Below are 15,742 nucleotides of genomic sequence, written 5' to 3'. Positions count from 1 at the left end.
CCGGATAGGCAAAGCCGCACCCGGCATCCACGCGCACGGTGGCGGGCAGCGGCGTTTCCACGCGGGGTATGGCATCGCCGCGCACCTTGCCCGCCGCCACCTGGTCGGCATACTGCGGCAAACGCGCCATCCCGTGCGAGGGTATGCCCATGCACTCGGCGGCCACCAGCGCCCTGGCCACGGAGGATGCCGCGGCAGGCAGCACGCCCACCCGCTCCAGCACGGTGCGGCACAGCGCCGCGAGATCATCGGGCCTGAGGACTACGGTCATGGTTGCTCCTGCGGCAGCAAAAGACACACCGGGAACACTCCCTACGCGCGCAGGCGGGTCAGGGCCTGCTCCAGTTGCGCCGCCATTTCCGACAGCTCGCGGGTGGCCACGGCGGACTGCTGCATGCCGCCCGCCGTTTCCGCCGCGATGTCGTTGACCGACTGCACCGTGCGGCCAATCTGCTCGCTGGCGGCGGACTGCTGCTCCGCCGCCGCGGCGATGCCGTTGACCTGCGCGGCAGAGTCGCCCACGATGCGCACGATGGCCGTCAGCGCCTCGCCCGATTCACGGGCAGAATGCGTGGCCTCGCCCACCGCCGCCACGGAATGCTCCACCGCGTCCACGTTGCGCCGGGCCACGTCCTGGATGCCGCGCACGCTGCCGCCCACTTCCGCCGTGGCCTGCATGGTGCGTTCGGCCAGCTTGCGCACCTCGTCGGCCACCACGGCAAAGCCGCGTCCGGCATCGCCCGCGCGCGCCGCCTCGATGGCCGCGTTCAGCGCCAGCAGGTTGGTCTGGTCCGCGATGTCCGCGATCATCTCCATGACCTTGCCGATGGCCTCGGCCTTCACGCCCAGTTCCTGCATGTTGCGGCGCACCGCGTCCGATCCTGCCGCCACCTTCTCGATGGCGGTGACGGTGCGGGCCACCACCTGCGCGCCTTCTTCCGCGTTGCGGCGGGAATCGTCGGAGCTGCGGCTGGTGGCGGCGGCGCTGGCGGCCACCTCGGTCACGGCCGCGTTCATCTGGGTGATGGCGGCCAGGGTTTCGGCCATGCGCTGCTGCTGAACCTCTGCCCCGGCGCCCACCTGTTCGGCCTGGGCGGCCAGTTCTTCCGCCGCGGCGGCGATGCGCGCGGCAATGGCGTGGGCTTCGTCCGCCACCGACAGCATGGTCCGGTTGGCCGCCTCCACCCCGGTGCGGGCCTCGTCCGCCTGCTGCATGGCCAGCCGGGCCCGTTCCGATTCCTCGCGGGCGCGGCGCGATTCCTCTTCGGCGCTGGCAAGATGGGTCTTCAACGATTGCACCATGTCCACGATGTGGCCGTACACGCCCTGGTGCGGGCTGCCGTCGTCGATGTCGTAGTCGCCCTCGGTGACCCGCCGGGCAATGTCGGCCAGTTCGCCGGGGTCCTTGCCCAACTGGCGCACGGTGCCGCGCGGCAGGGCAAAGGCGATGACCGCGCCGATGCACATGGCGGCCAGGGCTGCCCCGGCCAACAGCCACGTTGCGGTACGCACGGAGGCGTCGGACGCCGCAGAGGCATGTTGCAACGCCTCGGACGCTGCGGCCTGGGTTGCGGCCACCACCTCCTGCTGGCGGTCCAGGGCCTCGTACTTGGCCAGCATCTGGCGCGAGAAAATGCCGAACAGGCCGGAATAGTTGCCCACGTACCCCATGAGTTCCTGCACGGCGTCCCGGGACGGTTCGTCGGGCTGGGCATCGCGCGCCGCCTGAAAGGCCTTGCGGGCTTCGGTCAGCCGCGCGCGGATGGCGGTGCGCAATTCTTCGGTGGGAGTATCCAGAAACTGTCCGGTCAGCACGCGCACCTCGGCAAAGGCGGCGCCCCCGGCGTGCAGCATCTGGTACCCCTTCAGCCGCCCCGCGTCGTGGGTGGCCTGCAGCACCCCGGCAAGCGTGCCGTCCAGCGTGGCCACCGTTTCCACCACCTTGGCGGCGTTGGCGTCGATGCGCTGCCGCATGGCGATGGCCTCGTTCTGCGAGTTCACCAATTGGGCGAAGGCGGTCTTGAAGTTCTCCAGGTTTTCCAGCAGCCCCTTGCCGTCGGCCTGCATCCAGCCCTGCGTCAGTCCCGCGCCCGCCGCCTCGATGGTGGCGCGTGCGTCGTCCAGGTGCCTGTCCGTGGCGGCGGCGTGGGCCTGCTCGCCGCGCAGCATGAAGCGCCCCATGGAGGCTTCTGCCCCCGAAAGATGGCGCATGGCCGTTTCGATGGACGTGGAATAATTGCCGTACACGACCATCTCGTGCATTCCCCGCCACCCGATGCCGCCCACGATGGCCGTCAGCAGGAGCACTGCCATGAATCCGAGATACAGTTTGGTCTTCAGGAGCATGCCGCCCTCCGGAGCGCGTCTGGTTTTCTGCCTTGGGGACAGAGGAGCGCGCCCGCCCTTCCGGCGCGGCCCGCTCCTGCTTCGGACCCGTTTCCCCCTTCGTCATGCCGCCGACCCTTTCAGGGCGCGGCTTCCATCTTCACTCCTGCCCTGCCGCCGCGTTTCGCCCGCGGCGGCGCGTTCCGCCCAGGCCGCATGCCCCCCGGCAATCCGGCCCAGCCACAACGCATGTTTCCCCCCTGCCCTGATTGGCGGGCGGGGTGCCCCGTCGCGAACCCGCCGCATGACGAATCCGCACCGGTTCCCCGCCCGCAGCTTCAGGAGGAGACGAACAGGCTTGCTGGTTATTTCCTGTAGAAGAACGAAGAGTTGGCGTTCTTCACCACGGCCACGCGCGGTTGGCGCATCCCCGCCAGCCAGGTGTTCACGGTTTCCTGCATGTCGCCGGGCGTCAGCAGGCATTCGCGCAGCCGGGCCGGATCCAGGTCGGAATGCACCACCACCTCGAAGCTGGTGGTGGCCCGCGCGAACAGAAAGCCCTTGTGCGCGCCCATGCGGAAGGCGCCGGACTCGAAGTCCTTCTTCAGCGCATGAGCGCAGGGAAAACGCCGCACGTAGTCGTGGTACACCTCATCGCCAACGCCCTGGCCGCACTCGGCCACCAGCAGCACCTTTGCCCCCGGCGCGGCGCACTGCACCGCCGTGTTCAGCCCCTTCTGGGCCTGGTACAGGCAGAGGTCCTTGGGGGTGCCCCCGCACGAGGCGATGACCATGTCGTACGGCGCATCATAGGCAAGGCCGTACACCTGCGCGGTGACCTTGGCGGCGGCGCGCATGACCTGGGGGGGCCACCCGGCCATTATGGTCACCGGGCGCTTGGACGCGTCCAGCACCACGTTGATGGCCATGGCCACCCCGGCCAGTTCACCGGCCTCGTCCAGGTCGAGCCGCACGGGGTTGGTCTCTATGGCGCCCACGGTAGCCGCCGGGTCGCGCATCAGGCGGTGATTGGCCTCGATCATGGCCGCGGAGGCGCAACCGATGGCCACGCCCTTGGCCCCGCCGGTAAAACCCACGAACTGGTGCGCGTCCACCATGCCGATGACCAACCGAAGTTCAGCCGCGCCATAGGCGGCGTTGACCTCCACCGGGGTGCCACGCGTGGTGGCGCCGAAGCGCGCCAGCGCCGAATGCTCGGCATCATGGGCCACCACCCGGCAGCCGCGCATATCCTCCGGCAGCACGCGGGCCAGTTGGGCCTTGTCCGCCGGAGGGTGCAGGCCGCCGCCCACCACGATCACCACGTCTTGCGGCCTCAGCGTCGGGTAGGCGGCAAACAGCCGGTCCAGCAGCGGCGGCAGCAGCAACCGCACCGGCACTGGACGCGTTTCGTCGGGCACGGCGATGGCCACGGAGCGCGGGGCCGGGCGCTCTTCCAGCCGCTGGCAGCCCAGCGGCTCGTCAAGGGCGGCGTGCAGGGCGGCCAGGGGATCGGCCAGCGGCTGCACCGGGTTCGGTTCGAAGACGTCCACATGGACGGAATCGGGCAGTTCCAGGGGCACATAGCCGTGCCCGTACTTCAGGTCGATGCGCATGGAACGAAACCTCTCGTGAAGGTATCGGCAGTGGAAATGATTCCCCCCGCCGCGTGCAGCCCTTCCGGAAATGCACACGGCGGAGGGACGGAACGAACGCGCGGTGCGGCTGACGCTAGAAGAGCATGCCTTCAGGAGTGGGAACGCCCAACAGCATCGCGAACCCTATCCAGACGAACAGGCACAGCACCACGGTGAACGCGGCGGAGGCCAGGGCCTTCTTGCGCGTGCCGCCGCTGGCGTCGCTCAGCACCATGGACATGCCGAACAGGTACAGGGCGGAGGCAAGGTAGAAGCCCAGTACGGGGATGATGGCCACATAGGCGATGGCCCCGGCGGAAATCATGACCACACGCGTCACGGCCACGGGTTCGTCGTCCTGCGGCGCGTCCTCGCCCTTGCGCCCCTTCAGCAGGCCAAGGACGCACAGGTAGATGCCGCCAAGGGCCATGAAGATGATCAGCATCCGGGGGAACAGCAGGCTGACCCCCTCAAGGTCGCCGCTCTGGGCGTGGAACGCACCGGCAATGACCAGCACGGCGAGACCGGAGGCGATGTCGGCAACGCTGCTACGCATGGGTGGAGTCCTCCTTGGGCTGCGCGGTGTCGCAGCCGCAGTCGCGGCGCTTGCGCTTCCAGTCCAGCAGGAAGGGGGTGGCCAGCGAAAGCAGGGTGAGCACGATGAGCAGGATGGCGATGGGGCTTTCGAGGAACACGTTGATCACCGAACCGCCGGAGGCCTTGGACAGGTGCACGCACTTGCCGAGGTTCTCCTCGATCATGGGGCCAAGGATGATGCCGAGGGCCATGGCCCCGGTATCCAGGCCCACCCGGCCAGAGAAGTAGCCCAGAAAGCCGAAGACGATGACGATCCACACATCCAGCATGCTGTTGCGGATGGCGTACGACCCGATGACCGACAGCACCACGATGGCGATGGCAACGAAGGTCAGGCGGATGCTGAGCAGCTTGGTCATGACGCGGGCCAGCAAGAGGCCCACGGGGATCATCAAGAGGTTCACCGCGAACTGCGACATGATGAAGGTGTAGGCCAGGTCGCCGGTGGTGGTGAACACCTTGAAGCCGGGCTGGATGCCCTTGGCCAGCAGCGCGCCCAGGATGACCGCCGCCACCGCGCTGCCCGGAATGCCCAGGGTCAGCATGGGGATCAGCGAACCGCCAATGACCGCGTTGTTGGCGCTTTCGCTGGCGGCAAGCCCTTCCACGGCACCCTTGCCGTACTTGGAAGGATCCTTGTCCCAGCGTTTGGACTCGTTGTAGGCGATGATGGAGGCGATCTCGCCCCCTGCGCCGGGCAGCATGCCCACCAGGCCGCCGATGAGCGAGGAGCGCATCAGGATGACCTTGCAACGGCCCACCAACGCGCCGAAAACCTCGCGGAAGGCGCCGGGGGTAGGCTTGTAGTCGGCGATGAACGGCTTGTAGCTGCCGATCAGGTACAGCACCTGCGAGAAGGAGAACAGGCCGATCATGGCGGGGATGACTTCAATGCCCTGCACCAGCGGGTAGTACCCGAAGGTGAAGCGCGGCACCCCGGCGTTGGGATCGATGCCCACGGTGGACACCAGCAGGCCCATGGCGCCCGACAGCAGGCCCTTGACCATGTTGCCCGACGACATGACCGCGATGGTGGACAGGCCGAAAATGCACAGCCAGAAATTCTCGGGGCCGCCGAACTGCAGGGCGAAGCGGGCCAGCGGCGCGGCCAGGAACAGCAGCAGCGCGGTACCGATGATACCGCCAAAGGCCGACGACAGCAGCGAGGTGACCAGGCCGATGTCGGCCCGACCCGCCTGACACAGCGGCCAGCCGTCAAAGGTGGTGGCCACGGACGAGGGGGTGCCGGGCGTGCAGATGAGGCAGGCGGAGTTGGCCCCCCCGTAAATGGCGCCGGCATAGATGGCGCCCAGCATGATCAGGCCGCTGGTGGCATCCATGGCGAAGGTGGCCGGCACCATGAGGGCGACGCCCATGGTGGCGGTAAGGCCCGGCAGGGCTCCCACGATGATGCCGCCCGTCAAGCCGACAACCATCAGCAGGATGTTCAGCGGTTCGAACAGATGCCCTATGGCCGGTCCGATAAATTCCATCATTGCAAAGCTCCTTGGTACAGGGCGGAGAGGGATGGTACCCCGCTCCGGCGGTATCAGGGTTGGCTACTTCAGCAGGCCGGCCTTCTTGCATACGCGTTCCGCGTGTCACGTACGTCGCAAAGACTTTGCCATCCGTGTATCCGGCGGCTGGCCCGTCATCTTTCATGTCGACAAGATAGCAACGCGCTCCAGTGGTTCTGCGTGATACGGCCTGCACGTCGTTGGTCCCGACCGCCGTGAAGCCGATGAGCATGTTGGTGGGTTTTCGAAAGGCCTTGCGCAGACATCGTCGATGACAGCAAGTCGGATGACAGGCAGCACCGCGGGGCCAGCCGTGCAAGGAAACGCATCGTTACAAGAAGTTACCATCTCGGGGGCCGAGATGCTTTTGACCACAAACAGGCCCCCCGCCGCACGCAGCCCTTCCGGGAATGCGCACGACGGGGGGACGGAGCGAACGGCGCCGTGCGGCAGGTGCGTCTAGAACAGCATGCCTTCAGGAGTGGGAACGCCCAACAGCATCGCGAACCCTATCCAGACGAACAGGCACAGCACCACGGTGAACGCGGCGGAGGCCAGGGCCTTCTTGCGCGTGCCGCCGCTGGCGTCGCTCAGCACCATGGACATGCCGAACAGGTACAGGGCGGAGGCAAGGTAGAAGCCCAGCACCGGAATGATGGCCACATAGGCGATGGCCCCGGCGGAAATCATGACCACACGCGTCACGGCCACGGGTTCGTCGTCCTGCGGCGCGTCCTCGCCCTTGCGTCCCTTCAGCAGGCCAAGGACGCACAGGTAGATGCCGCCAAGGGCCATGAAGATGATCAGCATCCGGGGGAACAGCAGGCTGACCCCCTCAAGGTCGCCGCTCTGGGCGTGGAACGCACCGGCAATGACCAGCACGGCGAGACCGGAGGCGATGTCGGCAACACTGCTACGCATGGGTGGAGTTCTCCTTGGGCTGCGCGATGTCGCAGCCGCAGTCGCGGCGCTTGCGCTTCCAGTCCAGCAGGAAGGGGGTGGCCAGCGAAAGCAGGGTGAGCACGATGAGCAGGATGGCGATGGGGCTTTCGAGGAACACGTTGATCACCGAACCGCCGGAGGCCTTGGACAGGTGCACGCACTTGCCGAGGTTCTCCTCGATCATGGGGCCAAGGATGATGCCGAGGGCCATGGCCCCGGTATCCAGGCCCACCCGGCCAGAGAAGTAGCCCAGAAAGCCGAAGACGATGACGATCCACACATCCAGCATGCTGTTGCGGATGGCGTACGACCCGATGACCGACAGCACCACGATGGCGATGGCCACGAAGGTCAGGCGGATGCTGAGCAGCTTGGTCATGATGCGGGCCAGCAGCAGGCCGATGGGAATCATCAGCAGGTTCACCGCGAACTGCGACATGATGAAGGTGTAGGCCAGGTCGCCCGTGGCGGTGAACACCTTGAAGCCGGGCTGGATGCCCTTGGCCAGCAGCGCGCCCAGGATGACCGCCGCCACCGCGCTGCCCGGAATGCCCAGGGTCAGCATGGGGATCAGCGAACCGCCGATGACCGCGTTGTTGGCGCTTTCGCTGGCGGCCACGCCCTCGATCACCCCCGTGCCGTAACGTTCGGGATTCTTGTCCCAGCGCTTGGCCTCGTTGTAGGAGATGATGGAGGCGATCTCACCACCCGCGCCGGGCAGCATGCCCACAAGGGTGCCGATGATGGACGAGCGCATCAGGTTGACCTTGCAGCGGCCCACCAGGGCGCGCACCACTTCGCCAAAGGCGCCGGGCGCGGGCTTGTAGTCGGCGATGAACGGCTTGTAGCTGCCGATCAGGTACAGCACCTGCGAGAAGGAGAACAGGCCGATCATGGCGGGGATGACCTCGATGCCCTGCACCAGCGGGTAGTACCCGAAGGTGAAGCGGGGCACACCGACGTTGGGGTCGATGCCCACGGTGGACACCAGCAGGCCCATGGCCCCGGACAGCAGGCCCTTGACCATGTTGCCCGACGACATCACCGCGATGGTGGACAGGCCGAAGATGCACAGCCAGAAATTCTCGGGGCCGCCGAACTGCAGGGCGAACCGGGCCAGCGGCGCGGCCAGGAAGAGCAGGAACACGGTGCCGACGATGCCGCCGAACACGGAGGACAGCAGCGAGGTTATGAGGCCTATATCGGCCCGACCGGCCTGGCACAGCGGCCAGCCGTCAAAGGTGGTGGCCACGGACGAGGGCGTGCCGGGCGTGCAGATGAGGCAGGCGGAGTTGGACCCCCCGTAGATGGCGCCTGCATAGATCGCCCCCAGCATGATCAGGCCGCTGGTGGCGTCCATGGCGAAGGTGGCCGGCACCATGAGGGCGACGCCCATGGTGGCGGTAAGACCCGGCAGGGCCCCCACGATGATGCCCCCCGTCAGACCCGCGACCATCAGCAGGATGTTCAGGGGCTCGAACAGATGCCCGATGGCCGGTCCGATAAATTCCATCATTGTGATGCTCCTTGGAACGGACCGGGGAGGGATGGCACCCCTCCCCGGCGGTATCAGGGGCCGCTACTTCAGCAGACCGGCCTTTTGCAGCATGTTCCTGGCGAAGTCGTTCTGGGTGCGAACGTATGCCGCAAAGGCATCGCCATCCATGTATTCGGTGGGCTGGCCCGCCTTCTTCATGTCGGCGATGTATTCGGGGTCGTCGCAGATCTTCTTGAAGGTTTCGCGCAGGTAGTCCAACTGGGCCTTGTCGATGCCCTTGGGGGCAACGTAGGCACGGCGGATGTCGGACACCACGTCGAAGCCCTGTTCGCGCAGGGTGGTCACGTCGGGCAGGAAGGCGTTGCGCTTTTCGGCGGCAAGGCCGAGCACGGTCATTTCCTCAAGGCTGCGCATGACGTCGTTCAGGTTGCCGAACATGACGTCGATTTCGCCGCCCAGCAGGGCCGCGTTCTGGTCGGCGGCGCCCTTGTAGAACACTTCGGTGACGGGGAAGTCGAACTTGCCCTTCACGTCCAGGAACATCAGGTGATGCCCGCTGTTGGGGCCCACCAGGCCCACCTTGAGCTTGCCGGGGTTGGCCTTGGCGAACTCGAAGATGTCCTTGACCGACGTGAACTTGCTGTCGTTGCGCACGACCACGGCCTGCGGATCGTTCACGACCTGGCAGATGTAGGCGTAGCTGTCGATGGAGAACATGGCCTTCTGGACCATGGGCTGCAGCACAAGGTGCGGAATGTTGATGCCGCCGATGGTGTAGCCGTCGGGACGGGCGTTGGCGATCTCACCGAAGCCGATGGCGCCCCCGGCACCGGGCTTGTAGACGAACACCCACTGCTGGTCGGAATACTTGTTCCAGTACTTCTGCATGATGCGGGCCTGCACGTCGCTGGACCCGCCCGCCGTGAAGGCGATGACCATGTTGATGGGCTTTTCTGGATACTTGGCGTAGGCATCACCGGCAACAGCAAGGCCGAGGACGAGCAGCGCCGCAAGGGCAAGTCGCGCAAGGAAACGCACTTTCATGGAGGGCTCCTTTTTCGGTCTTTGAGTTCAAGGCACCTGTCGATGCTCCCCCTCGGGGGGAGCGAAATTCTGGCAGCGCCCGTACGAACCGGCCCTACGAAAGGCGGGAGTGGGAGCGGCGGTCCCCTTGCATGCCTGTGCGGCTGCTGCGCCGTCCCGCGGGATCACGTCGTTGGCGGTCCCGCCCCTTGCTGGTTCGCTGTCATGCAATGCATCTCATCACTACGCGCGCTACCTGTGACGGTCCATGTACCCCGGGGCGCCCAGCAGGTCTGGAGCGACCGGGGCTCCGCTGTCCCGCCCCGGCGTGCCACCGACCGGAGCGGGATGCCGCCCTGACGACCGTCGCCAGGGCGGCAGCGGAGGCTAGGCGCTTTCGTACAGACGGGTAAGGACGAACTCGCGGTGGCCCAGCACTTCGGCGGCGGTGTTGCGGCCATTGGCGGTGCGGATGGCCATTTCCACCAGCTTGTCGCCGGCGCCGTCCATGGTCAGTTCCTTGCGCAGGATGCCCGACACGTCCACGTCGATGTGCTCGCTCATGGTGCGCACGGTGCGCGGGTTGGCGCACAGCTTCACCACCGGCAGGATGGGGTTGCCGATGACGTTGCCCTGCCCGGTGGGGAACAGGTGCACCACGAAACCGGCGGCGGCGCACAGGGTCACCATTTCCGCGGCGGCGGAAGACGAATCCATGAACCACAGGCCGGGGCCGGTGGGGGCTTCGGCCTTGTCCAGGCAGCCCACGACCGGGGCCTTGCGGCCGATCTTCTGGATGTTGCCGAGGGCCTTTTCCTCGATGGTGGTCAGGCCGCCTTCGATGTTGCCCTTGGTGGGCTGGGAATCGGAAAGGTCGCTGGTCTTGTGGTCGTCCACAAGCTTGGCGTAGCGGTCGAAGAAGAACTGGAACTGCTTGCGCACTTCGTCGTTGGCGCAGCGTTCCAGCACCAGGTGCTCGCCGCCGGTCAGTTCGGTGGTTTCACCGAACAGCAGCGTGCAGCCCTGCTCGTACAGCTTGTCGAAGGCGTTGCCCACGGTGGGGTTGGAGGCGATGCCCGACGTGGTGTCGGATTCGCCGCACTTGGTGGACACCCACAGGTCGCTCACCGGGCATTCCACGCGCTGCAGCTCGGTGGCCCAGTGCATGAATTCCTTGGCCTTGCGCGAGGCGTTGCAGATGGTGTTGTGATCGCCGTTCTGCTCGATGGAGAAGCCCGCAACCGGCTTGCCGGTCTTGGCGATGCCTTCCACGATGCGGTTCGTCCACTGGGGTTCGATGCCGATGACCACCACGGCGGCCACGTTGGGGTTGCTGCCCACGCCGATCAGGGTGCGGAAGTGCAGGTCGAGGTCTTCACCGAACTGCAGGCGGCCACACGGGTGCGGCAGGGCCAGGGTGCCCTTCACGTTGTTGGCCACCGCTTCAGAGGCGGCGTTGGAAAGGTCGTCCAGGGGCAGGATGACCACGTGGTTGCGCACGCCCACGCGGCCGTTTTCGCGGCGGTAGCCGAGGAAGGTATTAGCAGTCATTGTACTACCACCTCTTGGTCTTGACGTTGTGAACGTGCAGGTGCTCGCCCTGCTTGATGGGGGCAACGACCTTGCCGATGTCGGTACCGTACTTGATCACGGTGTCACCCGCGGAAAGGTTCTTCAGGGCCAGCTTGTGACCGATGGGAATATCGTTGAGCACCTTGAAGGTAATGGTCCGGTCTTCGGCCATCACCCAACCGGTCAGGTCCTGACCGGCCTTGACGCCTTCAACAACCACGACGCCGACGGAATCGCCGTCTTCGTGCACCAGAAATTGGATCGACATGGGGTTCCTCCTTGGGGAGCGTTGTTGAGGCATGTGTATGATGTCTTATGCAAGACTGTCAACGCGAAACTTGAGCCTTTTTGCCCAAGCTTTTTTCATGATTTTACAACCCACTATTATATAAGATATATTTATTCAAAAGCAGGACCCGCACCCTCTCTCGCTGCATGCTCCGCAACATGCCTTGTACGGCAACATGCTGGTATTCCTACCCCACACTTTCATATTTGAGCGTTCAGTGAAATAAAGCACTAAAGCAATCGCCCCGCGCCAGTGTTGTTTGCTTGTTCAACCAAAACACCCGTATTGCTGCGCAAGGTCATGCAAACGGGTGTGGCAACGCAGGCCATGTGGGATTTGTGTCATGCCCTTTCGACGCGAGCAATCACACACCAAGTGGTATGGCGGACTTTCACACACCCTGCCCGGCATCGCAAATCACACGCGCCAGGCAACCCGGACGGGCCGGACGGGCCAGACGGGCCAGACGGACAAGCAGGAGCCATGCGGGGGCAGGACAAGAGCCGGACAGCCAGACCGGCGAACCTGCACGCGAGGCCCGTCCAAAAGCACAACGCGGGCCCCTGGGGGCCCGCGTTTGCATAATCCGGGCGGCACAGCGCGCCGCGCGAAAACCATGGAGGATGAAGGAGAATGAACCGGGGAGGCGAAAGGCTCGCACGCCGTTGCGGCACGGTCCCGATACCGTGCGCCGGATGTTGCGAGACACATGGGGGCACGAGGAGACGGCCCGGTGACCACGCCGCCTGCGGCATGCGTGGCGGAAAGGCTGCGGCACGCGGGCGGAACATGCCCTGTCGCGCCCTGCCTTGCGCTGTCCTGCTTGATCTTGCTTCCTCTCGCCCGAACAGGGGAAGACAGGCATGACGGGCATGCGCTCCTCCCGGTGAACCTTCAGGCATATGCCCAAGGGGCACCGGACGCGCACGCGTGCCGCATGATATGCCCCCTTGCGACGAGGCGCGCCGCAAGGGGGACCGAAGCGCCTGGGAACTAGGCGCTTTCGTACAGACGGGTAAGGACGAACTCGCGGTGGCCCAGCACTTCGGCGGCGGTGTTGCGGCCATTGGCGGTGCGGATGGCCATTTCCACCAGCTTGTCGCCGGCGCCGTCCATGGTCAGTTCCTTGCGCAGGATGCCCGACACGTCCACGTCGATGTGCTCGCTCATGGTGCGCACGGTGCGCGGGTTGGCGCACAGCTTCACCACCGGCAGGATGGGGTTGCCGATGACGTTGCCCTGCCCGGTGGGGAACAGGTGCACCACGAAACCGGCGGCGGCGCACAGGGTCACCATTTCCGCGGCGGCGGAAGACGAATCCATGAACCACAGGCCGGGGCCGGTGGGGGCTTCGGCCTTGTCCAGGCAGCCCACGACCGGGGCCTTGCGGCCGATCTTCTGGATGTTGCCGAGGGCCTTTTCCTCGATGGTGGTCAGGCCGCCTTCGATGTTGCCCTTGGTGGGCTGGGAATCGGAAAGGTCGCTGGTCTTGTGGTCGTCCACAAGCTTGGCGTAGCGGTCGAAGAAGAACTGGAACTGCTTGCGCACTTCGTCGTTGGCGCAGCGTTCCAGCACCAGGTGCTCGCCGCCGGTCAGTTCGGTGGTTTCACCGAACAGCAGCGTGCAGCCCTGCTCGTACAGCTTGTCGAAGGCGTTGCCCACGGTGGGGTTGGAGGCGATGCCCGACGTGGTGTCGGATTCGCCGCACTTGGTGGACACCCACAGGTCGCTCACCGGGCATTCCACGCGCTGCAGCTCGGTGGCCCAGTGCATGAATTCCTTGGCCTTGCGCGAGGCGTTGCAGATGGTGTTGTGATCGCCGTTCTGCTCGATGGAGAAGCCCGCAACCGGCTTGCCGGTCTTGGCGATGCCTTCCACGATGCGGTTCGTCCACTGGGGTTCGATGCCGATGACCACCACGGCGGCCACGTTGGGGTTGCTGCCCACGCCGATCAGGGTGCGGAAGTGCAGGTCGAGGTCTTCACCGAACTGCAGGCGGCCATACGGGTGCGGCAGGGCCAGGGTGCCCTTCACGTTGTTGGCCACCGCTTCAGAGGCGGCGTTGGAAAGGTCGTCCAGGGGCAGGATGACCACGTGGTTGCGCACGCCCACGCGGCCGTTTTCGCGGCGGTAGCCGAGGAAGGTATTAGCAGTCATTGTACTACCACCTCTTGGTCTTGACGTTGTGAACGTGCAGGTGCTCGCCCTGCTTGATGGGGGCAACGACCTTGCCGATGTCGGTACCGTACTTGATCACGGTGTCACCCGCGGAAAGGTTCTTCAGGGCCAGCTTGTGACCGATGGGAATATCGTTGAGCACCTTGAAGGTAATGGTCCGGTCTTCGGCCATCACCCAACCGGTCAGGTCCTGACCGGCCTTGACGCCTTCAACAACCACGACGCCGACGGAATCGCCGTCTTCGTGCACCAGAAACTGGATCGACATGTGTTCCTCCTTGGGGAGCGTTGGTGGAAACATATGTATGATGTCTTATGTAAGACTGTCAACGTCAATACGCCCCCTTCCGTGCACCGCAGCGCACATTTCCGACAACACATCGATATATCAGCGTATTATTTCGACACGCGCCGCACGCCTAACGACACAGCCCCCTGCCGGGATCCGGCAGGGGGCTGTGTCGAAGCTTCTGCGGCGCACATGACGCCTGGGCGCGGGCAATCGCGCGCGGGGTATCTGGCGGCACAAGGCCGCACCGCGAACGCGTCAGGCTACCCGGCCTGGGCCAGGATCAGCTCCACCTCATCCACCGATAGCCCCGTAGACCGGGCGATCTGGTCCAGGCTGCGCCCCTTGCTGTGCCCGTTCAGGATCACCTCGCGCAGGAACTGCGGCGAACGGCTGATGCCCTCGGCCTGTTCCAGCAGGCGGCGCAGGCCATCCGCCCGCTCTTCAAGCCGCCGGTCCAGAAGGCGCAATTGCTCCTGACGCTGGGCAAAGGTGGCCACCAGTTCCTGCTCAAGCTCCGCGTTCTGGCGCAGCCGCTCCAACAGTTGGGTCTGGTTGGCCTGCAGACGGTTGAGCAGCGCCTCCGACCGGCGCAGCCGCAGGAAAAACGCCAACAGCACGCCAAGCAGCGTCACTTCCACCACGCTGACGAGAATGATGAGCCACAGGGATACAGTCATGGGGGCCTCTGGGCGGCGGGCAGAGTGCATTGGCGGCACCGTGCCTGCCGGTATGTAGCCTGGCGGCAGAGCGGACTTCCGGACCGGCAGGGCGGCCCGGGCAACGCCACTGATCCTGCCGGATTCCGCCGAACTTTTCCAGTCGTAGCGTACGCTACAGGCCACGCCCGCCGCGCCGGGCTACGCGAAGCGCATGGTCCCACCTCCAAACCACGGGAGGGCACATGCACCCCGCCGATTCCACTGGCCCCGTCCCCTCTGCCACCACGCCCGCAACCGACCCCGACCCCATGCGCCAGATTGATGCCGCCGCCTACCTCCAGCGGCTGCTGGCTGCTCCCCGCCCCGGCGCGGACCGGGTGCTGGCCTTCCACGACCACCGCGTGGGCGGCATCTGCACCGACCCGCGCCTACTGCTGGTCCCGCTGGACGACCACCTGTGCCACCGGGGCGACGGGGTGTTCGAATCCATCCGCTACCGGCAGCGCCGCCTGTTCCAACTGGACCTCCACCTGGCCCGGCTGCGCCGCTCGGCAGACGCCATCCGCCTTGTTCCGCCCTGCCCGTGGGACGACCTGCGGCGCCGCATCATCGCCGTGGCCCGCGCGGGCGGCGAGGACGAAGGCGGCATCCGCGTGCTGGTGGGCCGGGGACCTGGCGGCTTCGGCATTTCACCCGCCGAATGCCCGCAGTCCAGCCTGTACATCATCGCCTGGCGGCAGACCGCCCCGCCGGAGGCATGGTTCGCCGCCGGGCTGTCCGCCTTCCGCAGCGTGCTGCCCGCGCATCGGGGGCCGCTTGCCGGCGTGAAGCACGCCAACTACCTGCCCAACGCGCTGATGATGGACGAGGCCCGGCAACGCGGCATGGACGTGCCGCTGACTTTCGACGCAGAAGGCCACCTGTCCGAATCGGCCATCGCCAACGTGGCCCTGGTGGACGCGGCGGGAACACTGGCCGCCCCGGAAGGCACGAGCGCCCTGCCCGGCACCACCCTGCACCGGGTCATGGACCTGGCCGCCGCGTTCATGCCCACGGACCGCCGGGCCATCACCGAGGCGGACATCCTGTCCGCGCGGGAATTCCTGATCCTGGGCACCGTGTACGAATGCGCCAGCCTGGTGCGCTACGAGGGCGCGCCCATCGGCACGGGCAGGCCCGGCCCCGTGGCCGCCCGGCTGCGCGAGGCGCTGCG

General features: G+C 66.0%; 14 protein-coding genes. 1 reads left to right on the top strand and 13 read right to left on the bottom strand.

Annotated elements, in window-relative coordinates:
- The 13 genes from FVW20_RS11180 to FVW20_RS11120 all read right to left on the bottom strand — a co-directional run.
- The coding region (locus tag FVW20_RS11180) for an Ldh family oxidoreductase (RefSeq protein WP_196609641.1) at positions 1–271 on the bottom strand (271 nt) is incomplete at its 3' end.
- A gap of 41 nt (positions 272–312) precedes the next feature.
- Positions 313–2,346 (bottom strand): HAMP domain-containing methyl-accepting chemotaxis protein, encoded by a 2,034-nt coding sequence (locus FVW20_RS11175; RefSeq protein WP_196609640.1) that lies wholly within the window; start codon positions 2,344–2,346, stop codon positions 313–315.
- A 344-nt stretch (positions 2,347–2,690) separates the two neighbouring features.
- Complete coding sequence (gene larAH5 / locus FVW20_RS11170; RefSeq protein ID WP_196609639.1) at positions 2,691–3,941, bottom strand: nickel-dependent malate racemase, LarAH5 family; 1,251 nt, start codon at positions 3,939–3,941, stop codon at positions 2,691–2,693.
- Positions 3,942–4,056: 115 nt separating this feature from the next.
- Complete coding sequence (locus tag FVW20_RS11165; RefSeq protein WP_196609637.1) at positions 4,057–4,518, bottom strand: tripartite tricarboxylate transporter TctB family protein; 462 nt, start codon at positions 4,516–4,518, stop codon at positions 4,057–4,059.
- The gene (locus tag FVW20_RS11160) at positions 4,511–6,055 is read right to left on the bottom strand and encodes a tripartite tricarboxylate transporter permease (protein ID WP_196609638.1); all 1,545 of its coding nucleotides are present in this window, start codon (positions 6,053–6,055) and stop codon (positions 4,511–4,513) included. The genes FVW20_RS11165 and FVW20_RS11160 overlap by 8 nt, the downstream gene beginning before the upstream one ends.
- Positions 6,056–6,535: 480 nt before the next feature.
- Positions 6,536–6,997, bottom strand: coding sequence for a tripartite tricarboxylate transporter TctB family protein (locus FVW20_RS11155; RefSeq protein WP_196609637.1), 462 nt, complete (start codon positions 6,995–6,997; stop codon positions 6,536–6,538).
- The gene (locus tag FVW20_RS11150; protein ID WP_196609636.1) at positions 6,990–8,534 is read right to left on the bottom strand and encodes a tripartite tricarboxylate transporter permease; all 1,545 of its coding nucleotides are present in this window, start codon (positions 8,532–8,534) and stop codon (positions 6,990–6,992) included. Before FVW20_RS11150 ends, FVW20_RS11155 begins: the two co-directional genes overlap by 8 nt.
- Before the next feature lie 63 nt (positions 8,535–8,597).
- On the bottom strand, positions 8,598–9,560 hold the full coding sequence (locus tag FVW20_RS11145) for a tripartite tricarboxylate transporter substrate binding protein (RefSeq protein WP_196609634.1): 963 nt from the start codon (positions 9,558–9,560) through the stop codon (positions 8,598–8,600).
- Positions 9,561–9,926: 366 nt separating this feature from the next.
- On the bottom strand, positions 9,927–11,090 hold the full coding sequence (locus FVW20_RS11140; RefSeq protein WP_196609632.1) for a UxaA family hydrolase: 1,164 nt from the start codon (positions 11,088–11,090) through the stop codon (positions 9,927–9,929).
- A gap of 4 nt (positions 11,091–11,094) precedes the next feature.
- On the bottom strand, positions 11,095–11,379 hold the full coding sequence (locus FVW20_RS11135) for a UxaA family hydrolase (protein ID WP_196609628.1): 285 nt from the start codon (positions 11,377–11,379) through the stop codon (positions 11,095–11,097).
- A 1,014-nt stretch (positions 11,380–12,393) separates the two neighbouring features.
- Positions 12,394–13,557, bottom strand: a complete 1,164-nt coding sequence (locus tag FVW20_RS11130; RefSeq protein WP_196609630.1) for a UxaA family hydrolase — start codon at positions 13,555–13,557, stop codon at positions 12,394–12,396.
- Between the two features lie 4 nt (positions 13,558–13,561).
- The gene (locus FVW20_RS11125; RefSeq protein ID WP_196609628.1) at positions 13,562–13,846 is read right to left on the bottom strand and encodes a UxaA family hydrolase; all 285 of its coding nucleotides are present in this window, start codon (positions 13,844–13,846) and stop codon (positions 13,562–13,564) included.
- A 284-nt stretch (positions 13,847–14,130) separates the two neighbouring features.
- The gene (locus tag FVW20_RS11120; protein WP_196609626.1) at positions 14,131–14,547 is read right to left on the bottom strand and encodes a hypothetical protein; all 417 of its coding nucleotides are present in this window, start codon (positions 14,545–14,547) and stop codon (positions 14,131–14,133) included.
- Positions 14,548–14,771: 224 nt separating this feature from the next.
- Between FVW20_RS11120 and FVW20_RS11115 the strand changes: the two genes are divergently transcribed.
- Positions 14,772–15,742 (top strand): aminotransferase class IV (locus FVW20_RS11115; protein WP_196609624.1); only part of this gene is annotated, 971 nt, incomplete at its 3' end.

Source organism: Nitratidesulfovibrio oxamicus, from assembly GCF_015731765.1.
GTDB lineage: Bacteria > Desulfobacterota > Desulfovibrionia > Desulfovibrionales > Desulfovibrionaceae > Cupidesulfovibrio > Cupidesulfovibrio oxamicus.
This window is presented reverse-complemented; position numbering and strand designations above follow the sequence as displayed.

Excerpts from the sequence above, each read along its gene's own strand:
- FVW20_RS11175 (WP_196609640.1), bottom strand. The coding sequence starts at position 2,346 with ATGCTCCTGAAGACCAAACTGTATCTCGGATTCATGGCAGTGCTCCTG.
- larAH5 (WP_196609639.1), bottom strand. The coding sequence starts at position 3,941 with ATGCGCATCGACCTGAAGTACGGGCACGGCTATGTGCCCCTGGAACTG.
- FVW20_RS11165 (WP_196609637.1), bottom strand. The coding sequence starts at position 4,518 with ATGCGTAGCAGCGTTGCCGACATCGCCTCCGGTCTCGCCGTGCTGGTC.
- FVW20_RS11160 (WP_196609638.1), bottom strand. The coding sequence starts at position 6,055 with ATGATGGAATTTATCGGACCGGCCATAGGGCATCTGTTCGAACCGCTG.
- FVW20_RS11155 (WP_196609637.1), bottom strand. The coding sequence starts at position 6,997 with ATGCGTAGCAGTGTTGCCGACATCGCCTCCGGTCTCGCCGTGCTGGTC.
- FVW20_RS11150 (WP_196609636.1), bottom strand. The coding sequence starts at position 8,534 with ATGATGGAATTTATCGGACCGGCCATCGGGCATCTGTTCGAGCCCCTG.
- FVW20_RS11145 (WP_196609634.1), bottom strand. The coding sequence starts at position 9,560 with ATGAAAGTGCGTTTCCTTGCGCGACTTGCCCTTGCGGCGCTGCTCGTC.
- FVW20_RS11140 (WP_196609632.1), bottom strand. The coding sequence starts at position 11,090 with ATGACTGCTAATACCTTCCTCGGCTACCGCCGCGAAAACGGCCGCGTG.
- FVW20_RS11135 (WP_196609628.1), bottom strand. The coding sequence starts at position 11,379 with ATGTCGATCCAATTTCTGGTGCACGAAGACGGCGATTCCGTCGGCGTC.
- FVW20_RS11130 (WP_196609630.1), bottom strand. The coding sequence starts at position 13,557 with ATGACTGCTAATACCTTCCTCGGCTACCGCCGCGAAAACGGCCGCGTG.
- FVW20_RS11125 (WP_196609628.1), bottom strand. The coding sequence starts at position 13,846 with ATGTCGATCCAGTTTCTGGTGCACGAAGACGGCGATTCCGTCGGCGTC.
- FVW20_RS11120 (WP_196609626.1), bottom strand. The coding sequence starts at position 14,547 with ATGACTGTATCCCTGTGGCTCATCATTCTCGTCAGCGTGGTGGAAGTG.